Raw genomic sequence first — 17,196 nt, forward strand, 5'->3', positions numbered from 1 at the left:
GCCCTTCTCCACGGTCAGCATCACACCGTCCGAGGAGGCCGCGACGGTACCCGGATAGGCCTCATCCAGCCATGTCGACACCGATGCCTTCGCACCGTCGACCTTGCCCTGCAGGAAGAACGTGCACGAGCGGGTCACGCCCTCGCCCATTTCCTCGGCATAAAACCCCTCCACCTGATGCTCGGGCGTCACGGCCAGCATCAGCCCTTCGTACTTGCCCGAGTGCAGCGTGGCGGCAAACGCCGGCGCACCTGCAGCAACACACACGAAAGAGGCAACCAGCAATCGGGACACGCAACGTTTGAACGGCATTCTATTTTTTCCCTTCAAGTGCTTCGTAGGCTTTTTTGATGCGTTGGTCATAGTCGCCATAATCCTTGCCGTTATAGTTCAGCGCCATGGCGGCGTAATCCTTGTTCTTCATGGCCTTGACCAGGGCCGGGCTCTGGCTGCAAAAACCGAGGAAGGCCTTTAGTTGATGCCCGGCATTAATCTTCATGGCCACCACAAATTCAAACACCGTTTTATAACCGCATGCCGTGAAGTTGGAGCCCATTATCTGAAACATGCCCCAGGAGGCCGACTTCAAGGCCGCTTCCTGATCCAGCGCAAAGGCGGTGGCCATGGTTTCCCAGGCCTTGGTCTGGTCCTTGTTATTGGCCTTCCACTGGGGCCCGGCCTTCTTCACGTAGGGGTACGACAACAGCGGGTGGGTCTGGTCGTATTTACTCTTGGTGTACTTGCGAAAATGGTGCCCTTCAAAGGCGATCACCGGCAACTTGGCCGGGCCGAACCCGGAGCGCCCGCCCGACTCCACCGTGGCAAAGGCCTTGATGATATTGACGGAAATGCCGTTACCCAACTGCGTGGCAGCGTTTTGGAAGTCCGTATCCGTCAGCGTCGTGCCGCCGTCGCACGTGGCCTGGAGCATCATCTGCCGGTTGCGCCGCTCGGCCTCGATCATTGCCCGCATGCGGTCCAGATAGTGGTCGACCGTGGCCTGGACCATGTCCGCGCCGGTGTTGCCGAACACATTGAGGAACGTCGGAATACGCAGGGTCGGGTTCGGCTTGACCGGCACCTTCACCGCCTCTTCGATCAGGCTATTGAAGGTGCGCCCGGTAGGGTCGATGACACCATCGGGATGCGCGTATTTGAGGTGGCGGAACTGATACTGGCTGATGCACTGCACCAACTGGCCGTCGCACTTGCCATTTTCCGCCAGGGGGAAACCCAACTTGGGAATGATCAAGTTGAATAAATACTGGATGCATTGAACATCGGCGGGCAAGTTGCGGGCTTTGCCCGGCGCACCGACGGAAGCGCTGATGAGAGTGGGCAACCCTTGCAGGCTTTTCATTACCGACATCCTTGTTAGTTGGGGTGAATGAGCAATAAAGCGCCATCACTTTAATATCATCCATGCATTGACGACACATCTTGAAATATGTGACTGGCGCAAACTAGCAAGGCCTGTAGACGCTGTCCAGAAGGGATGCTTGAAGTTGTGAAAGAGTCCTCACGGTCGTTTGGCAGCGCGATTGCTGTCGGGCGTGCGAAGGATTTTCCGAAAGACGAACAGCAGAAATCGCTTCGCAGTTGACGATTGTCAGCGAAGGGTTTCATACGCATATTTTTTTGAATCAAGGAGGGGTGGCGTTATGGAGGCAACCCCACCAGCCACACCCCGGCACACAATGTTCCCGCTGTGGCTGCTGCCTTCCGGCTCTGACCAGGTTCACGGGTAATCGTTGCGGGGGGACCGATGGGGTCACCATAACGACGCTCGCCTCTCGGCAAGCCGCGCCATTGTACCGATCTCATCGGAAGTTACAACCGTTGGCGCGGGATTAAAAATATCTGATGGTTCAAGTACTTGGCTGCAGGAGCAAGCTTGCTCCTACAAAAGCACGACCTCGTCCGCCCGACCGCCCTCTTGCTGGATCACCAGGTGAATGAAGTGCAGCTTGGCAATCACCGCCGGCGGCAGGACGAACGGATAGAAATCCGGCTGGCCCATGCTGCGGGACAGTTCGTTGAGCATACCGGCCAGTTCGATCCACGCATTGACGAATGACAGGAACGCCGTGCCGCCGGGATGCCCGGGGTCGTAGAGGGTGCTGAGGGGGAACGGCTGGTAATCCAGGTCCATCTCCCGGGCGCTCATGCCGAAGCCCAGCGCGGTGTCGACGGCGTCCATCATGTGCAGGTAATGCGCCCAGGTTTCCGCCCAGTCTTCCCACGGGTGCATGGTGGCGTAGGCGCTGACGCAGGTTTGCTGCCAGTCCGGGCGCGGGCCGTTCTGGTAGTGCTGCTCCAGGGCGTCGGCGTAGCTGGCGCGCTCGTCACCGAACAGCGTGCGGAACGGCTCCAGCCAATGGCTATTGGCGATCAGGCGGTCCCAGTAGTAATGGCCGACCTCGTGACGGAAGTGACCGAGCAAGGTGCGGTAAGGCTCGCGCATCTGTACGCGAATTTTCTCACGGTGGGCGTCGTCGGCTTCCTTGATGTCGAGGGTGATCAGGCCATTGGCGTGGCCGGTGGTGGGCGCGTTGCCTTCCAGGTCGATGCCGACAAAATCGAAGGCCAGGCCGGTGTCTTCATCGACCGTCTTGGGAATCACCTGCAAGCCCAGGCTGATGAGTTGGGCCACCAGACGACGCTTGGCGGTTTCGACCTTGCGCCAGCGTTCGGGGTTTTCGGGGATCGACAGGTCGGGAATGGTGCGGTTCAGGCTGCAGGCCACGCACAAGACCTGGCCGTTGTCGGCGGGCAGCAGCCAATTGCAGGCGGCGGGCGTGTCAAGGTTGGCGCAGCGACGAAATGCGCCGGCTTCAGGGTCGGCGTCCAGCAGCCAGGTATCGGCGTACGGGCCGGGCTGCAGGGAGGACAGGCGACTCTGCTCCGGCTGATAGCCCAGCAGCGCCGAGCAGGCCAGGCACTGGCTGTTGCGAAAGAACAGCGATTGCCCACAGCGGCACTGCCAGACCTTGCTGTTGCGCGAGGTCTCGGCCATGAACGGTGCGGCGATGCGCGAACTGAGTTGTTCGAAGAAGCGGTACATGGCGATCTCTCCGGGAGGCTTGCCAATACTAGAGCATTGCCCGAGAGAGATCGTTCCCACGCTCTNNACGATCATCAGACTGTGATGTTGTGCTTGGCCAAAAATGCCACGAACGCCTCTTCATCCAGCACTTTCAAGCCCAGCTCAGTGGCCTTGGCGAGCTTCGAACCCGCGCCCGGCCCGGCGACCACGCAATGGGTTTTCGCCGACACCGAGCCCGCCACCTTGGCGCCCAGGCTTTCGAGTTTTTCCTTGGCAACATCGCGGCTCATCAGTTCCAGGGAGCCGGTGAGCACCCATGTGTGACCGGCCTCGGGCAAGCCTTCGACGACTTTCTTCTCACTCTGCCAGTGCATGCCGAAGTCCTTGAGCTGTTGCTCGATGGCCAGCGCACGCCGGGCGTTTTCTTCAATATCAAAAAAGTCCCGGACGGCCTTGGCCTGCTTCTCCGGCAACGCCTGGCGCATGTCGAGCCAGTCGGCCTTGATCACGCCTTCGAGGGAGCCAAACTTGTCCGCCAGCTTCTGCGCGGCGCCCGGCCCTACGGACGGTACGTGCAGCTTGTCGAGCAAGCCGCCCAACGTGGTGCTGGCCGCAAACTCGGCGCTCAGGTCGCCCTGCTCCTGCAACTCCAGGCCGCACTCGTCCTTCGAGATCAGGGCGCCAATCACATCCTGGTTATGGCTGTCTTCAAAGAAGCTGTGAATCTCGTGGGCCACTTCCAGGCCAACGTCCGGCAAGTACGTCAGCACTTCCGGCAAGGCCTGCTGCACGCGCTCCAGGGATGCCAGCGAGCGCGCCAGCACCTTGGCCGTCTCCTCGCCCACATCGGGAATGCCCAGAGCGTAGATAAACCGTGCGAGGGTTGGCGTCTTGCTGTTTTCAATAGAGGCAATCAGCTTCTTGCTGGAAACGTCGGCAAAACCTTCCAGGTCGATGATCTGTTCGTACTTGAGCTTGTAGAGATCCGCCGGCGAGCCGATGAGTTTTTCGTCCACCAGTTGCTCGATGGTCTTGTCGCCCAGGCCATCGATGTCCATGGCCCGGCGCGAAACGAAATGGATGATCGCCTGCTTGAGCTGCGCACCACAGGCCAGGCGCCCGACGCAGCGGTACACCGCGCCTTCACTGACGGTTTCCTTGCCCTTGCTGCGCTTGACCAGTTGCGTACGCTCAACGTGGGAACCGCACACCGGGCAACTCTCGGGGATCTGCACCGCACGGGCGTTTTCCGGGCGACGCTCGGTCACCACCGACACCACCTGCGGAATCACATCACCGGCACGGCGGATGATCACCGTGTCGCCGATCATCAGGCCCAGGCGTGCCACCTCGTCCATGTTGTGCAGTGTGGCGTTGGACACGGTCACACCCGCGACCTTGACCGGTTTCAAGCGTGCCACGGGCGTCACAGCGCCGGTGCGACCCACTTGGAATTCAACGTCCAGCAGTTCGGTCAGTTCTTCCATCGCCGGGAATTTATGGGCGATTGCCCAACGCGGTTCGCGGGCACGGAAGCCCAGCTCACGTTGGTAGGCAATGCTATTGACCTTGAACACCACACCGTCGATTTCATAGGGCAAGGCATTCCGTCGATCACCGATATCACGGTAGTAGTCGAGGCAATCCTGAATCCCCTTGGCCAGTTTCAACTCATGACTGATGGGCATGCCCCACTTTTTCAGCTGTTGCAGATTGCCAATGTGGGTGTCGCTGATATCCGTGGTCACGCCGTAGCAGCAGAATTCCAGCGGACGGCTGGCGGTGATCTTCGAGTCCAGCTGACGCAGGCTACCCGCCGCCGCGTTGCGCGGGTTGGCGAAGGTCTTGCCGCCAACTTCCAGCTGGGTGGCGTTCAGCCGCTCGAAACCGGCCTTGGACATGAATACTTCGCCGCGCACTTCGAGGGTCGCCGGCCAGCCGGTGCCGTGCAGTTTCAAAGGAATGTTGCGCACGGTACGCACGTTGACGCTGATGTCTTCGCCAGTGGTGCCATCGCCGCGGGTGGCGCCACGCACCAGCTCACCGTCCTGATACAGCAGGCTGACCGCCAGGCCATCGAGCTTCGGCTCACAGCTGTATTCCACCGCCGCGCCGCCGCCAAACAAGTCTCCCACCGGCAGATCCAGGCCTTCGGTCACCCGGCGATCAAATTCCAGCATGGTACTTTCATCGAAGGCGTTGCCGAGGCTGAGCATCGGGATTTCGTGGCGTACCTGAGTGAACGCAGACAATGCCGCACTGCCGACCCGCTGCGTCGGTGAATCACGGGTTACCAGCTCCGGGTGCTCGGCTTCAAGCGCCTTGAGCTCGTGGAACAACCGGTCGTACTCGGCGTCCGGAATGCTCGGCTCGTCGAGGACGTGGTAACGGTAGTTGTGCTGATCCAGTTCAGCGCGCAGTTCGAGGATGCGGGTGTGGGCGGCGGTCATGGGTGTTCTCTCATAAAGCAAAAGAGCAGCCGAAGCTGCTCAATATGTTAGTGCATGGATTCTACAGGCAACGCTTAAGCTTGGACCTCAGCGCTTCTGTGTCAGGGCACGACGCTCGAACTCGACGATGCGCTGACGGTAATGCTCGATGGTCTGGGCGGTCAGGACGCTGCGTTGATCGTCCTTGAGTTCGCCGTTGAGTTCCTGGGACAGCTTGCGAGCTGCCGCCACCATCACGTCGAACGCTTGTTTCGGGTGACGCGGGCCCGGCAAGCCGAGGAAGAAGCTCACCGCCGGAGTGCTGAAATGGTCGATGTCGTCCAGATCGAAGATGCCCGGCTTGACCGCATTGGCCATGGAGAACAGGACTTCGCCGTTGCCGGCCATGCTTTCGTGGCGATGGAAAATATCCATCTCGCCAAAGCGCAGACCGCTTTCCAGAATATTCTGCAGCAGGGCCGGGCCCTTGAAGCCGGCGGCGTCACGGCAGATCACGCTGATCACCAGCACCTCTTCGGCAGCCGGCTGGTCCTTGACGGATTCTTTATGGGCGCTCTTGGCCGGGGACTCATCCGGGAAGTCGTCATCACGGCTGCTGAAGCTCGGGCCTTCTTCCAGGTCCAGGTTCAGGTCGCCCTGGGATGGCTCGCTGGCCGCGCTGCGCTTGCCGCGCTTGGGTTCACGGGCTTCACGCACCGGTGCGCTCATCGACGGCAGGTCGTGCTCGTCCAGGTGCGGTTCTTTATGGTTGTCCAGGACACGCGGTGGCCCCAGCAGCTCGGCGCTGCCGTCGTCGTCCGGCAAATTGGACAGGTTGCGGTCCAGGCGAAATTTCAACTTGCCCTTGCCGCCACGCATCCGGCGCCAGCCATCAAAAAGAATACCGGCAATGACAATAATGCCGATGACGATCAGCCACTCGCGCAGACCGATTTCCATGTAATCCCGTGCCTCTAATAAAAAATGCTGAAAAATAAGGGGTTTAGCACCGTGCAAACCGCTTTAAAACGTGGCGCCAACTCTATGTTCTGAATGACGTTTTGCCCACGCATACGAAAATTTGACATTAAACTAGCACGACCAAAGATAACTTTACACCGTCTGTCAAAATGCCTTGAACAAATATGTCCATTTGCCACTTTTCCCAGACCGGTAAATCACCTTACGTCCTGCTGAAAATCCTCCTTCGACCTGCGGCTCAGGATTCCACCAGCGCCATCGCCTCTTCGACATCCACCGCCACCAATCGCGAACAGCCCGGCTCGTGCATCGTCACGCCCATCAATTGATCGGCCATTTCCATGGCGATCTTGTTGTGGGTGATATAGATGAACTGCACCGTCTGGGACATCTCTTTAACCAGTCGGGCGTACCGTCCAACGTTAGCGTCATCCAGCGGGGCGTCAACTTCGTCGAGCATGCAAAACGGCGCCGGGTTCAACTTGAAGATCGCAAATACCAGGGCCAATGCGGTCAGTGCCTTCTCGCCACCAGACAACAAATGGATGGTGCTGTTCTTCTTGCCCGGAGGCCGCGCCATGATCGTTACCCCTGTATCGAGTAGATCTTCGCCCGTCAGTTCCAAGTAAGCGCTGCCACCACCGAAAACTTTCGGGAATAACGCCTGTAAACCGCCATTAATCTGATCAAAGGTATCTTTGAAGCGATTACGGGTTTCCTTGTCGATCTTGCGGATCACGTTCTCCAGGGTGTCCAGCGCTTCGACAAGATCGGCGTTCTGCGCATCCAGATAACGTTTGCGCTCGGACTGCTGCTGGTACTCGTCGATGGCCGCGAGGTTGATCGCGCCGAGTCGTTGAATGCGCGCGGCAATCCGCTCAAGTTCTTCTTCGGCTTCTTTCTCGTTGGCCTCGGCGGTCAGGGTATTGAGCACGCCGTGCAGGTCGTAGCCGTCTTCCAGCAACTGGTCTTGCAGGGTTTTGCGGCGCACCGTCAGGGCCTGCCATTCCATGCGCTGCTGTTCGAGCTGGCCCCGGATCAGTTGCGACTGTTGCTCGGCCTGGGTCCGGCGTTTTTCCGCGTCGCGCAGTTCGCGGTCGGCGTCTTCCAGGGCGATTTGGGCGGTCTTGAGCTCTTCGTCGACGGTCATGCGCTTGTCGAGCAACTCTTCAAGCTTCAGGCGCAGCTCTTCCAGCGGGGCCTCGCCCTCCTCCAGGTTGAGGCTCAGTTGCTCGCGTTTTTCGGTCAGGCGTTCGGACTGCATTTCCAGGCGCTCAAGGGCCTGGCGCGTGGAGTCGTGCTGCGCCCGCAGGGAGCCGAGGCGCACGGCCAATTGATGGGCGTGATCCTTGTGCTGGCGAGCTTCCTGGCGCACCCGGTCGAGGCGCTCGCGCAAGCTGTCGCGCTGGGCCAGCAGCAACTCGCGCTGCTCGGTGTCCAGGGCCATGCTGTCGAGGGCTTCCTGCAATTGCAGGCGTGCTTCGCCGACTTGTTCGTGTTCGAGGGCGCGTTGCTCGCCCATCTCGGCCACTTCTTCGTCGAGCCGGGTGCGGCGCAGGGTCAGTTGCTCGACCTTGGCCTTGCTCGCCGAGAGCTGGGCTTTCAATTCGCCCTGCTGGCGCGCTTCGTCCTGCAACAGCCGGCGCAGGTGTTCGCGGCCGGTCTCTTGCTGGCGCTGGGTGGCGCGCAGGGTTTGCAGCTGGTTTTCCAGGGACTCGAGTGTGGCTTCGCGCTCTTCGCGCTCGGCGGTCAGGTTGACGATTTCCTGGCCACGGGCCAATACGCCGCTTTCCGCTTCGCTGGCACGCCGTACCCGCAAAAAGTGCCGGCCGACCCAAAAGCCATCACGGCTGATCAGGCTTTGCCCGGCGGCCAACTGCCCGCGCTGGGCCAGGGCCTGCTCAAGGCTGTCGACCGGCTTGACCTGGCCGAGCCAGGGCGACAGGTCAATCGCCGCCTCCACTTTATCCAGCAGGCTGCCCGGCACGCGAGTGCCGTCCGCCGCCGGGCTGAGCAAACGCAGATCGCCCTGGGCAAAACCCGCCAGGTCAAACCCGCCAAAATCATCCACCAGTACCGCTTGCAGGTCGGCGCCGAGCACGGTTTCCACCGCCAGCTCCCAACCGGCTTCAACCTTCAGGCCTTCGGCCAGGCGCGGGCGCTCGGCCAGGTGTTGGTCACGCAGCCATTCAGCCGTGCCGGTGCCCGGGTCGAGCGCCGCTTGCTGCAAGGCTTCCAGGGAGGCCAACCGGCCGTTGAGCCGCTGCAAATCGCCCTGGGCCTGCTGCTGTGCCTGGGTCGCCTGCTGCAGTTGCTGACGCAATTGCTCGAGGCGCTCCACTTGTTGTTCTTCGCTGGCTTCCAGCTCTTCCAGCGTCATTTCGCTTTCGGCGAGTTTCTCGCTCAGTTCGAGGATCGCTGCATCTTCCGGGTCGGCAGCGAGCAACACGCGCTCTTCCACCAGGCGCCGCTGACGCTCGGCCAGGCGCTCCATGCTGGTTTCCAGTTGCTGGATGCGTGACTGCTGCACCTCAGCCTGGCGGCGCGGCTCGGCAGATTGCAGGTTGAACGTGTCCCACTGCTCCTGCCAGGCGTGCATGGTGGTTTCGGATTCTTCCAGGGCCGCAGCGGCTTCCTCGGCAGCGGCGCTGGTGACTTCCTGCTCGGGAGTGAGCATGTCCAGCTCCTCCCCAAGGGTCAGCAGCAAGGTGCGGTCGTGGCCCAGGTGCGATTCGGTTTCCAGGCGCGCGCGTTCGGCTTCTTTCAAGTCGTCCTGCAACTGGCGCAAACGCTGCTGGCCGTGCTGGATGCTCTGCTCGACCCGGGCGATGTCGCCGCCCACCGAATAGAAGCGCCCCTGCACCAGATTGAAGCGCTCGGACAGGTCATGGTGACCGTCCCTCAGGCGCTCGATGCTGGCGTCGGCATTGCGCTGCTCGGCCACCAGGGCTTCGAAGCTGATTTCCTGGGTGCCGATGATTGCTTCGCGCTGGCCCACCTGGTCATTCAACGCCTGCCAGCGCAGGGCCGACAGTTGCGCCTTAAGCTGACGCTCCTCGCCCTTGTATTCCTGATACTTCTCGGCGGCCTGGGCCTGGCGGTGCAGGCGCTCCAGCTGGCGCTCCAGCTCTTCACGCAGGTCAGTCAGGCGGGCAAGGTTTTCATGGGTACGGCGGATACGGTTTTCGGTCTCGCGGCGGCGCTCCTTGTACTTGGAGATGCCGGCCGCTTCCTCGATAAAGTTACGCAGGTCTTCGGGCTTGGCTTCGATCAGCTTGGAGATCATCCCCTGCTCGATGATCGAATAGCTGCGCGGGCCCAGGCCGGTACCAAGGAAGATGTCGGTGATGTCCCGGCGGCGACACTTGGTGCCGTTGAGGAAGTAGCTGTTCTGGCTGTCGCGGGTCACTTTGCGGCGAATGGAGATTTCCGCATAGGCCGCGTACTCGCCCACCAGGGTGCCGTCGGAATTGTCGAACACCAGTTCGATGCTGGCCTGGCTCACCGGCTTGCGGCTGGTGGAGCCGTTGAAGATGACGTCGGTCATCGACTCGCCACGCAGGTTTTTTGCGGAGCTCTCGCCCATCACCCAGCGTACGGCGTCGATGATGTTCGACTTGCCGCAGCCATTGGGCCCGACCACTGCCGCCATGTTACTGGGGAAGTTCACCGTGGTCGGGTCGACGAAGGATTTGAACCCCGCCAGTTTGATGCACTTGAGCCGCACGCTTAGGCTTCCGCCAACGCAGCAATGACCAGCGAGCAACTGCGCTCGCCGTAGGCCGAGAGCACCAGGCGAATCTGCGGCAGGTCACGGGCCAGCACGGCGGCGAGCAATTGCTCGAACAGCACCAGGTACTCGCTCATGGACGCCTTGCGCTGATCCAGCGCCAGGTAATAGGCGCGGTTCATCGCCGGCTGCAGGTTCTCGACGGTTTCCTGCAGGTACGGGTTGTTGGCGAACGGATAGGCGGCACGCATCACGTTGAAGCTCTCTTCGACGAAGGCGCGGATGTCCTGGCGTTCGAAGCTGGCGATCAGGCGCTGCTGGATTTGCACGAACGGCGCCATGTCGGCCTGGGTCTGCCAGCCGGCGGCGACCGCATTGCCCAGCAGGATGTACAGCTCGCCCATCAGCGTGCACAGGCTTTGCACCTTGTGGGCCGTCAGCTCGGTGACGTGGGCGCCACGGCGCGGCAGGATCGCAATCAGGTGCCGGCGCTCGAGGATCAGCAAGGCTTCGCGCACGGAACCACGACTGACATTCAGCGCCAGTGTGACCTTCTGCTCCTGGATCCGCTCCCCAGGCTTGAGATCGCCGCGAATGATACGTTCGGCGAGGTGGTGAGCGATTTGCTCGGCAAGACTATCCGGCGCCTTGAACGTCATGTTTTCCCTTCAAAATCTTCTATCGGTACAAGCGCGGCAGTGTAGCGCACTTGCCGGTTGATGGCGTACGGCCCACAGAGCGGAATTTGGCATGAAATAAGCAGCCATTAAAGTCCAGAAGCCCCCAAAAACGGCGGTTCCAGAGAACTGGACCATAATTAAGGATGTTGATATCGCATTTTCTTGACCTTTCGGTCAGAAAATCGTTGACCGAAAAGTCAGACATGACTAGATTCGGCGCAAAGCGGTTAACAACAATAATGAGTCTGCGAGGCCTTCCGTGATCCAGTTTTTACTAAACCAGGAGCTCCGTAGCGAGCACGCCCTGGACCCGAACCTGACCGTGCTCAACTATTTGCGTGAGCATCTGGGCAAATCCGGCACCAAGGAAGGCTGCGCCAGCGGCGACTGTGGCGCCTGCACCGTGGTAGTCGGCGAGTTGCACACCGACGATCAGGGCGCCGAGCAGATTCGCTATCGCAGCCTCAATTCGTGCCTGACGTTTGTCTCGTCCCTGCACGGCAAACAACTGATCAGCGTCGAAGACCTCAAGCACCAGGGCCAACTCCACAGCGTGCAACAGGCCATGGTGGAGTGCCACGGTTCGCAATGCGGCTTCTGCACCCCGGGCTTTGTGATGTCGCTGTTCGCCCTGCAAAAGAACAGTGATGCACCCGACAGCCAAAAGGCCCATGAAGCCCTGGCCGGCAACCTCTGCCGCTGCACCGGCTATCGCCCGATTCTTGCGGCCGCCGAACAGGCCTGCTGCAACAAGCCCCAGGACCAGTTCGACAGTCGCCAGGCCGACACCATCGCGCGCCTGAAAGCCATCGCCCCGACGCAAACCGGCGAGTTGAACAGCGGCGACAAACGCTGCCTGGTGCCGCTGACCGTCGCCGACCTGGCGGACCTTTACGACGCTTACCCACAAGCCCGGCTGCTGGCCGGCGGCACCGACCTGGCGCTGGAAGTCACCCAGTTCCACCGCACGCTGCCGGTGATGATCTACGTCGGCAATATCGAAGAGATGAAGCGCATCGAAAGCTTCGACGACCGCCTGGAAATCGGCGCCGCCACTTCCCTGTCCGACTGCTACAGCGCGCTCAACCACGAATACCCGGATTTCGGCGAATTGCTCCACCGTTTCGCCTCGTTGCAGATCCGCAACCAGGGCACGCTGGGCGGCAATATCGGCAACGCCTCGCCCATCGGTGATTCGCCGCCACTGCTGATCGCCCTCGGCGCGCAAATCGTGCTGTGCAAGGGCAACACCCGCCGTACCCTGGCGCTGGAAGACTATTTCATCGACTACCGCGTCACTGCCCGCCAGGACAGCGAATTCATCGAGAAAATCATCGTGCCCAAAGGCGTGCCGCTGTTCCGTGCCTACAAGGTTTCCAAGCGCCTGGACGATGACATCTCTGCCGTCTGCGCGGCCTTCAACCTGAAGATCACTAACGGTGTGATCGACGATGCCCGCGTGGCGTTCGGCGGCATGGCCGCCACCCCGAAACGCGCGAAGAACTGCGAAGCCGTACTGAACGGCGCCACCTGGAATTCCGCCACCGTGGAAAAAGCCTGCGCGGCCCTGGCCGAGGATTTCACCCCGCTGTCGGACTTCCGCGCCAGCAAGGAATACCGCCTGCTCAGCGCACAGAACCTGCTGCGCAAATACTTCATCGAACTGCAAACGCCGCACATCGAGACTCGGGTGACCGCTTATGTCTAACCATCACGCCGTGGAAAAATCCCAGGCCGAACTCGCCGAACTGTTTGCCAAGGACCTGACCAGCGGCGTCGGTCGCAGCGTCAAGCACGACAGCGCCGCCAAGCATGTCTCGGGCGAAGCGCAGTACATCGATGACCGCCTGGAATTTCCGAACCAGTTGCACCTCTACGCACGCATGTCGGACCGCGCCCACGCGAAGATCCTCAGCATCGACACCGCGCCCTGCTATGCATTTGAAGGCGTGCGCATCGTCATCACCCACGAAGACGTGCCGGGTCTGAAAGACATCGGCCCGTTGATGCCCGGCGACCCGTTGCTGGCCATCGACACCGTGCAGTTCGTCGGCCAGGTGGTGCTGGCCGTCGCCGCCCGCGACCTGGAAACCGCACGCAAGGCGGCGATGGCCGCTGTGATCGAATACGAAGACCTGGAGCCGGTGCTGGACGTGGTCGAGGCGTTTCGCAAAAAACATTTCGTGCTCGACAGCCACACCCACCAGCGCGGTGATTCGGCGGGCGCACTGGCGACCGCGAAGAACCGTATCCAGGGCACCCTGCACATCGGCGGCCAGGAACACTTCTACCTGGAAACCCAGATCTCCTCGGTGATGCCCACCGAAGACGGCGGCATGATCGTCTACTGCTCCACGCAAAATCCCACCGAAGTACAGAAGCTGGTGGCCGAAGTACTCGACGTATCGATGAACAAAATCGTGGTCGACATGCGCCGCATGGGCGGTGGTTTTGGCGGCAAGGAAACCCAGGCCGCCAGCCCGGCATGCCTGTGTGCGGTGGTCGCACGCCTCACCGGCCAGCCGACCAAAATGCGCCTGCCGCGTGTCGAAGACATGCTGATGACCGGCAAGCGCCACCCGTTCTATATCGAGTACGACGTAGGCTTCGACGACAGTGGCCGGCTGCACGGCATCAACCTGGACCTGGCGGGCAACTGCGGTTGCTCACCGGACCTGTCGAACTCGATTGTCGACCGCGCAATGTTCCACTCCGACAACTCGTATTACCTGGGCGACGCCACCGTCAACGGCCACCGCTGCAAGACCAACACCGCGTCCAACACCGCTTACCGTGGCTTCGGCGGCCCCCAAGGCATGGTCGCCATCGAGGAAGTGATGGACGCGATTGCCCGGCACCTGGCCCTCGACCCGCTGGCCGTGCGCAAGGCCAACTACTACGGCAAGACCGAGCGCAACGTCACCCACTACTATCAGACCGTCGAGCACAACATGCTCGAAGAGATGACCGCCGAACTCGAACAAAGCAGCCAGTATTTCGAGCGCCGCGAAGCGATCCGTCGCTATAACGCCAACAGCCCGATCCTGAAAAAAGGCCTGGCACTCACACCGGTAAAGTTCGGCATTTCCTTCACCGCCAGTTTCCTCAACCAGGCCGGTGCGCTGATCCACATCTACACCGACGGCAGCATCCACCTGAACCACGGTGGCACCGAGATGGGCCAGGGGTTGAACATCAAGGTCGCGCAGGTGGTGGCCGAGATTTTCCAGGTGGAAATCGACCGCGTGCAGATCACCGCCACCAACACCGACAAGGTGCCCAACACCTCGCCGACGGCGGCTTCCAGCGGCGCCGACCTGAACGGCAAGGCCGCACAGAATGCTGCCGAAACCATCAAGCAGCGCCTGGTGGAGTTTGCCGCGCGCAAATATGAAGTCAGCGAGGCCGACGTTGAATTCCACAACGGGCATGTGCGGGTCCGCGATCACATCCTGACCTTTGAAGCGCTGATCCAGCAGGCGTATTTCGCCCAGGTGTCGCTCTCCAGCACGGGCTTCTACAAGACCCCGAAAATCTTCTACGACCGCAGCCAGGCACGTGGGCGGCCGTTCTACTACTTTGCGTTCGGCGCGGCCTGTTGCGAGGTGATCGTCGACACGCTGACCGGCGAGTACAAGATGCTGCGCACCGACATCCTGCATGACGTGGGCGCCTCGCTGAACCCGGCCATCGACATCGGCCAGGTCGAAGGCGGCTTCATCCAGGGCATGGGTTGGCTGACCATGGAAGAGCTTGTGTGGAATAACAAGGGCAAGCTGATGACCAACGGCCCGGCCAGCTACAAGATCCCGGCGGTGGCCGACATGCCGCTGGACCTGCGGGTGAAGCTGGTGGAAAACCGCAAGAACCCGGAAGACACGGTGTTCCATTCCAAGGCCGTGGGTGAGCCGCCGTTCATGCTCGGTATTGCCTCGTGGTGTGCGATCAAGGACGCCGTGGCGAGCCTGGGTGACTATCGCCATCAGCCGAAGATCGATGCACCGGCGACGCCGGAGCGGGTGTTGTGGGGCTGTGAGCAGATGCGCCAACTGACCGCTGCAAAAGCTGTGGAAACGGAAACCGAGCTGGCTTCGCTCTAGACCGAGGCGCTGCCTTCGCGAACAAGCNNTCGCCGACCTGCAGAACCAGGGCGAACCCTGCGTGCTGGTGACCATCATCGAAGAGCTCGGCTCCACGCCGCGCAATGCCGGCTCGAAGATGGTCATCAGCGCCGCCCACACCTTCGACACCATCGGTGGCGGGCACCTGGAATACAAGGCGATGCAGATCGCCCGGGACATGCTTGTGCGCGGCCAGCAAAACACCCACCTGGAGCGCTTCAGCCTCGGCGCCAGCCTGGGCCAGTGCTGCGGCGGCGTGACGGTGCTGTTGTTCGAACCCATGGGCCAGGTGCAGGCGCAGATCGCGGTGTTCGGCGCCGGCCACGTGGGCCGCGCGCTGGTGCCGTTGCTGGCCAGCCTGCCGTGCCGGGTGCGCTGGATCGATTCCCGGGAACAGGAATTCCCGGAACACATCCCCCAAGGCGTGCGTAAAATCGTCAGCGAAGAGCCGGTGGATGAAATCGACCACTTGCCTGTGGGCAGTTACTGCATCGTCATGACCCACAACCACGCGCTGGACCTGGAGCTGACCGCCGCCCTGCTCAAGCGCAATGACTTTACCTACTTCGGCCTGATCGGCTCGAAGACCAAACGCGTCAAGTTTGAACACCGCCTGCGGGATCGCGGTTTCGACACCGCGCAACTGCAACGCATGCATTGCCCGATGGGGCTGACCGAGGTCAAAGGCAAACTGCCTGTGGAAATCGCCATCTCCATCGCCGGCGAAATCATCGCCACCTATAACGCCAACTTCGGCCAGCACACTGCGAGCGCCGAACCCATTGCCAAACTGCTGCCGGTATCCCGCCGCAGCCAAGCGACTAACTGAGACGACCATGCCTTTGACACGCAAAGCCTACCGTGCCGCCATTTTGCACAGCATCGCCGACCCTGCCGAAGTGGGGATCGAAGCCTCCTACGAATATTTCGAGGACGGCCTGCTGGTGATCGACAACGGCCAGATCAGTGCCCTTGGCCACGCCAGCGACTTGCTCGCCAGCCTGCCCGCCGACATCGAAGTCACCCATTACCAGGACGCGCTGATCACCCCCGGCCTGATCGACACCCACATCCACCTGCCGCAGACCGGCATGGTCGGTGCCTATGGCGAGCAGTTGCTGGACTGGCTCAACACCTACACCTTCCCGTGTGAAAGCCAGTTCGCCGACAAGGCCCACGCCGAAGAAGTCGCGGATATTTTCATCAAGGAACTGCTGCGCAACGGCACCACCACCGCGCTGGTATTTGGCAGCGTGCACCCGCAGTCAGTGAACTCGTTTTTTGAAGCGGCCGAGAAGCTCGACCTGCGGATGATCGCCGGCAAGGTAATGATGGACCGCAACGCGCCGGACTATTTGACCGACACCGCCGAATCCGGCTACGCGGAGAGCAAGGCGCTGATCGAGCGCTGGCACGGCAAGGGCCGTTTGCACTACGCGGTGACGCCACGTTTCGCACCGACCAGTACACCTGAACAACTGACCCTCGCCGGGCAGCTGCTGGGGGAATACCCGGACCTCTACATGCAGACTCACATCAGTGAAAACCTGCAGGAAGTGGAATGGGTGAAAGAACTGTTCCCGGAGCGCAAGGGCTACCTGGACGTGTACGACCATTACAAACTGCTGGGTGAACGCTCGGTGTTCGCCCACGGTGTGCACCTGTGCGACGACGAATGCGCGCGGTTGGCAGAAGCCGGTTCGGCAGTCGCGTTCTGCCCGACATCGAACTTCTTCCTGGGCAGCGGTTTGTTCAACCTGCCGATGGCCGAGAAGCACAAGCTGAATGTCGGCCTGGGTACGGACGTCGGCGGTGGCACCAGCTTCTCGCTGCTGCAAACCCTGAACGAAGCGTACAAGGTGATGCAACTGCAAGGGGCGCGCTTGAGTCCGTTCAAGTCGTTGTACCTGGCGACCCTGGGTGGTGCGCGGGCGCTGCGTCTGGAAGACAAGATTGGCACGCTGCAACCCGGCACTGACGCGGACTTCCTGGTACTGGATTACAACGCCACCCCGCTGCTCAGCTATCGCCTGAAGCAGGCCAATAACATCGCCGAGACGTTGTTTGTGTTGATGACACTGGGGGATGACCGGGCGGTGTTGCAGACGTATGCGGCGGGGCAATTGGTGCACCAACGCTGATTTAACAGGTACAACAAAACAAATGTGGGAGCGGGCTTGCTCGCGAAGGCGGTGTGTCAGTCGCTGGA

At 61.1% G+C, this 17,196-nt stretch carries 10 protein-coding genes, 1 other RNA gene and 1 pseudogene; 4 read left to right on the forward strand and 8 right to left on the reverse strand.

Features of this window, described 5'->3' with window-relative positions:
* The 8 genes and pseudogenes from HX786_RS24250 to HX786_RS24285 form a co-directional block, all read right to left on the reverse strand.
* A pseudogene (locus HX786_RS24250) lies at positions 1-312 on the reverse strand (hypothetical protein); the annotation flags it as partial.
* 1 nt (position 313) lies between these two features.
* Positions 314-1,360: an N-acetylmuramidase family protein gene (locus tag HX786_RS24255; protein WP_087694832.1), complete on the reverse strand. Its 1,047-nt coding sequence runs from the start codon at positions 1,358-1,360 to the stop codon at positions 314-316.
* A gap of 311 nt (positions 1,361-1,671) precedes the next feature.
* Positions 1,672-1,768: signal recognition particle sRNA small type (gene ffs, locus HX786_RS24260), an RNA gene on the reverse strand.
* A 132-nt stretch (positions 1,769-1,900) separates the two neighbouring features.
* Positions 1,901-3,064: a putative zinc-binding metallopeptidase gene (locus HX786_RS24265; RefSeq protein ID WP_003219075.1), complete on the reverse strand. Its 1,164-nt coding sequence runs from the start codon at positions 3,062-3,064 to the stop codon at positions 1,901-1,903.
* Between the two features lie 74 nt (positions 3,065-3,138).
* Positions 3,139-5,496, reverse strand: a complete 2,358-nt coding sequence (gene ligA, locus HX786_RS24270) for an NAD-dependent DNA ligase LigA (RefSeq protein ID WP_178912691.1) — start codon at positions 5,494-5,496, stop codon at positions 3,139-3,141.
* 87 nt (positions 5,497-5,583) lie between these two features.
* A complete protein-coding gene (gene zipA, locus HX786_RS24275) occupies positions 5,584-6,435 on the reverse strand; it encodes a cell division protein ZipA (RefSeq protein ID WP_003219080.1) in 852 nt (283 codons plus the stop codon).
* Between the two features lie 259 nt (positions 6,436-6,694).
* Positions 6,695-10,183 carry a chromosome segregation protein SMC gene (smc, locus tag HX786_RS24280; protein ID WP_003219082.1) on the reverse strand — a complete coding sequence of 1,163 codons (3,489 nt, stop codon included), beginning with the start codon at positions 10,181-10,183 and terminating at the stop codon, positions 6,695-6,697.
* A 2-nt stretch (positions 10,184-10,185) separates the two neighbouring features.
* Entirely contained in the window at positions 10,186-10,845 is a 660-nt protein-coding gene (locus tag HX786_RS24285; RefSeq protein ID WP_003219085.1) for a GntR family transcriptional regulator, read from the reverse strand.
* 280 nt (positions 10,846-11,125) lie between these two features.
* Here HX786_RS24285 and xdhA point away from each other — a divergent pair, with 280 nt between their 5' ends.
* The 4 genes from xdhA to guaD all read left to right on the forward strand — a co-directional run bounded on the left by xdhA (position 11,126) and on the right by guaD (position 17,128).
* On the forward strand, positions 11,126-12,574 hold the full coding sequence (gene xdhA / locus HX786_RS24290) for a xanthine dehydrogenase small subunit (RefSeq protein WP_177040106.1): 1,449 nt from the start codon (positions 11,126-11,128) through the stop codon (positions 12,572-12,574).
* Entirely contained in the window at positions 12,567-14,966 is a 2,400-nt protein-coding gene (gene xdhB, locus HX786_RS24295) for a xanthine dehydrogenase molybdopterin binding subunit (protein ID WP_003219089.1), read from the forward strand. The genes xdhA and xdhB overlap by 8 nt, the downstream gene beginning before the upstream one ends.
* 37 nt (positions 14,967-15,003) lie before the next feature.
* Complete coding sequence (gene xdhC, locus HX786_RS24300) at positions 15,004-15,816, forward strand: xanthine dehydrogenase accessory protein XdhC (protein WP_178912692.1); 813 nt, start codon at positions 15,004-15,006, stop codon at positions 15,814-15,816.
* A 7-nt stretch (positions 15,817-15,823) separates the two neighbouring features.
* Positions 15,824-17,128, forward strand: a complete 1,305-nt coding sequence (guaD, locus tag HX786_RS24305; RefSeq protein WP_003219093.1) for a guanine deaminase — start codon at positions 15,824-15,826, stop codon at positions 17,126-17,128.
* Positions 17,129-17,196: the final 68 nt, after the last annotated feature.

Source organism: Pseudomonas sp. 21615526 (genome assembly GCF_013386245.1).
In the GTDB taxonomy this organism is placed as follows: Bacteria; Pseudomonadota; Gammaproteobacteria; order Pseudomonadales; family Pseudomonadaceae; genus Aquipseudomonas.